Source organism: uncultured Planktosalinus sp., from assembly GCF_963973675.1.
Taxonomy (GTDB): domain Bacteria; phylum Bacteroidota; class Bacteroidia; order Flavobacteriales; family Flavobacteriaceae; genus Planktosalinus.
This window is the reverse complement of the sequence record NZ_CAXBAN010000260.1, coordinates 1-3,971: the sequence shown is the minus strand read 5'-3', so window position 1 is coordinate 3,971 and position 3,971 is coordinate 1. Positions and strand designations below refer to the sequence as shown.

Genomic DNA, 3,971 nt, shown 5'->3' with positions numbered 1-3,971 from the left:
TTTACTTTATAGTTTACCTGAAAGAATTCAAAGACCTTGTTTACTTCTTTCAATATTTTTTGGTTAGACGTGAAAAGTGTGTAATCAGTGTAAATTTTAGCTGTAGATTCATTAAAATTACCTGTACTTATAAATCCATATCTAACAACTTTTCCTTTTTCAACACGATCAATAACACACGCTTTGCAATGTACTTTTAGTCCGGGCACTCCAAAAATAACTTTAACGCCTTCATACTGCATTTGCTCTGCATAACTAATATTTGCTTCTTCATCAAATCGTGCCTGAAGCTCAATTTGCACTGTAACATCTTTTCCGTTTTTTTTTGCATTGATTATTGCACTTGCAATGTTTGATATTTCAGCAAGTCTGTAGATTGTTATTTTTATACTTTTTACTTTGGGATCAAGTGCTGCTTCCCGTAAAAACTTAATGAGATATGCAAAAGACTGATAGGGTGCATAAAGAAGAAAGTCTTTTTCAGCAATTTTTTCTAATAAACTTCCTTGTAATACAAGACCAGGAACCGGAAGTGGCTGATGTTTTTCATAAAATAAATGTTTGATTCCTACATCTGGAAAATTCATATAATCTCTCCTGTTATGATATCTACCACCTGGAATGATACTATCAGTATCCTCAATTCCCATCTTTTGTAATAAAAACTCCAAAGTTTCTTCATCTATTTGTTTGTCATAAACAAATCTTACAGGATCTCCAATTCTTCTGTCTTTCACACTTTCTGAAAGTTTTTCTAAAAAACTTTTACTCAAATCACTGTCAATATCCAACTCTGCATCACGGGTGATTTTTATCATATGGGCTTGCAGACTTTCATAGTTGAAAATATTGAATATATAATGCAAACAATGTCTAATTAAGTCATCAAGAAGAATAATAAAATGCTTATTTCCTTCCTGTGGCAATACTACAAAACGTTCAATGGATTTTGGTATTTCTATGAGTGAATAAACTTTTTTGGAACTAAAAACTGAATCCTCCTTTTTCATTTGCATTTTGACTACCAAGTATGCTGCACTATCTTTAAGAACAGGAAACTCATGTACTTCATTAAGAATAATTGTCATTAATGCTGGTCGCACTTTTTGGATAAAAAAGTCTTTGATAAACTCACTTTGAGATTCAGTAATTTCATTTTCATTGATCACATAAACTCCATGTGCTCTTAATTCATTTTGAATTGTACTAATAATTTCAAGGCTTTCAGCTTGTTGAGCAATTACAATTTTGGTTATTTGTTCAAGTAAATCCTTTGCTCTTGATCCTCCCAATTCACTTTTACCTGTTTTGCCCGCAAGGTCAATTCTCTTTATAGTAGCGTAGCGTACTTTAAAGAACTCGTCCAGGTTATTTGAAAATATACCCAAAAAACGTAAACGTTCAGCCAAAGGAACGCTTTCATCTTCAGCTTCCTGAAGTACGCGTGCATTAAACTGCAACCAACTTAGTTCCCTGTTTATATAGTTATTATAATTTTTTGTCATTATTTTAAGTGTTTTGGGAATACCATAGACTTGGTATTTCCTTGAGATAAATTTTTCCAACTGTTAGTATCAAAATCAATTTGAACAAATCCGCAAGTTGGTAAATTATCAATATACTCATTACCTAATTTGTTAACTAAATGGGTCAATCCATAATTATGACCAAATACCATTAAGATTTGAACATCATTGGAAGTATTTTCAATAGCCCTTATAACCCGCTCACCAGTAAAGTCATACATTGAATGTTGAATCTCAAATTTTGAGTCTGGAAGGTTAAAATCATTTTTGAATTGTTGAGCTGTGGTAAGAGCCCGGTTGGCATCACTTGTTTTGATTAAATCAGGTTTTTTAAAATTGGAAGTTACATAGTTTGACACAGTAATAATATCCAGTTTACCTCTTGAATTGAGGGGTCTTTTATGGTCATCTACGTTTTCTTCCCAAGATGACTTGGCGTGCCTGGTGATATATAACGTTTTCATAATTTTATTGGGTATTAGGGTGCCAGCCGTTCAATTTTCCATTCAAAATCAGGATTTAATGTATACCTGATTCTGTCGTGTAACCTATTAGGTCTTCCCTGCCAAAATTCAATAGAATGAGGCCTGACTAAAAAACCACCCCAGTTTTTGGGTTTTGGAATTTCTTTATTGTTATACTTTTTTTCAAGCGCTTTAAGCTGCTTTTCTAGTTCATCACGAGATCCAATCACACTACTTTGATTAGACACCAAAGCCCCTAGCTGACTTCCTTGTGGGCGGGAATGAAAATAATTTTCAGAATCAATTTCTGAAACTTTTTCGGCAATTCCTTTGATAATAACCTGACGTTCCATACTTGGCCAAAAAAAAGAAAGACAAACTTTGGGGTTTGCTATAATTGACTTTCCTTTTTCACTGTCATAATTTGTGTAAAAAACAAATCCTTCTTCGTTGTACTTTTTGAGCAAAACCAACCTGCTTTTTGGAAAACCATCTATTCCTAATGTAGAAATAGTCATAGCGTTGGGTTCATCTGAAACTCCATAATGTTCTGCCTCATAAAACCAAGTTCTGAATTGTTGCAACGGATTTGCATCTACCGTCGATTCCAGTAGTGCTTTTTTCTCATAAGTTTTGCGGTAATGGCTTAAATCGTTTTGCATATAAATTAAATGAAATGCAATTTACGGGAATTTGAAGGAATTTAAAACAAGTGTATGTAAAGATTCACTTAAATTTCAAACACTTTAAAATCTTCAGCAAGCTGGATATTTTTAAAAATGGGTTTGGCTTCTTCCAAATACCGTTCCAGATTGCTGTAGCGTGTTGAAAAATGCCCTAAAATTAATTGACTCACCCCGGCATCGCGGGCAATCATCGCGGCTTGTTTTGCGGTGCTGTGCTTGGTTTTTTCACACAAGTGAAAGTGTTCTTCCAGAAATGTAGCCTCATGATATAAGGTAGAAACTCCTTTTATTTGAGGAATAATTTGAGGGTAAAAAGCCGTATCACTACAAAAAGCATAACTTTTTGGTGGGTCTGGAGGAAATGTAACACGTTCATTGGAAATGAGTTTGCCTTCACGGTTGGTCACATCGGCGCCAGTTTTTAGTTTCCTGAAATAGCTGTTGTCGATTTTTGCAGCAACAGCAGCTTCAAGGTTAAGTTTACGTTCACCGGGTTTTTCCCGAAACAAAAAGCCATTGGTATACACCCGATGGTCTAAAGGGATGTTTTGCACCTCTACGATTTCATCTTCAAAAAGCAATTGGGGTGATTTTGAATCTAGTTCATGAAAAATGAGGTTGTAATTGGTCCAAGCCTTGCCTAGCTTGAGTTGCAAAGTGATGATTTCCTTAATGCCTTTGGGTCCATAAATGTTTAAATCAGCTTCACGCCCAAGCAAAGTGAAGGTAGATATCAAACCGATAAGCCCAAAATAATGATCGCCATGCAGATGAGATATAAAAATGTGCTTTACACGTGCAAATTTTACCTTTGATTTCCTAAGTGAAACCTGAGTGCCTTCTCCACAGTCAATTAAAAACAAATGGCCCCTTAAATCAAGTAGCTGTGATGTAGGGTTGTGAAAAGTTTTTGGAGTAGCAGCATGGCAACCTAGGATGGTGAGAGTCATAAAATTATATTTCAAATAGTACGATGTTTGTTATTTTCATTTTAAAGTTTAGAAATAAAATTTCAAAACCCTAAATCCCGTTCAATCTCTTCTAGTTCAACAACATCTTCGGCTTCCTGCAGGGTGGGCACAACGATGAGTTCTTCGGGAATCACATCAGGGTCTATGGCTTCATTTATAATTACAAATGATTTCTTATTGGCTCTGTGCTTATTGGAAACGATTAGAAAATTAAGTAACTCCGGTAAACTGAGTTGATTGTATTTCAATAAATCGACAACCACATTGTCATTTTTAAATTCTTTGGGAATGATGTATTCCAAAAATGTTCCAAATTCAGCAACA

Annotated in this window: 5 protein-coding genes; all 5 read right to left on the bottom strand. The window is 34.7% G+C overall.

The annotated features are described in order from the left end of the window. Positions 1-1,505: polyphosphate kinase 1 (gene ppk1, locus AACY61_RS10095; RefSeq protein WP_339611458.1), on the bottom strand; the 1,505-nt coding region annotated here is incomplete at its 3' end. Continuing rightward, the gene (locus AACY61_RS10090) at positions 1,505-1,990 is read right to left on the bottom strand and encodes a histidine phosphatase family protein (protein WP_339611457.1); all 486 of its coding nucleotides are present in this window, start codon (positions 1,988-1,990) and stop codon (positions 1,505-1,507) included. The genes ppk1 and AACY61_RS10090, both read right to left, overlap by 1 nt. A gap of 14 nt (positions 1,991-2,004) precedes the next feature. Next, positions 2,005-2,652, bottom strand: a complete 648-nt coding sequence (pdxH, locus tag AACY61_RS10085) for a pyridoxamine 5'-phosphate oxidase (protein ID WP_339611456.1) — start codon at positions 2,650-2,652, stop codon at positions 2,005-2,007. Between the two features lie 68 nt (positions 2,653-2,720). Next, a complete protein-coding gene (locus tag AACY61_RS10080) occupies positions 2,721-3,626 on the bottom strand; it encodes a ribonuclease Z (protein WP_339611455.1) in 906 nt (301 codons plus the stop codon). A 62-nt stretch (positions 3,627-3,688) separates the two neighbouring features. After that, on the bottom strand, positions 3,689-3,971 hold a 283-nt coding region (locus tag AACY61_RS10075; RefSeq protein WP_339611454.1), incomplete at its 5' end, for a ribonuclease Z.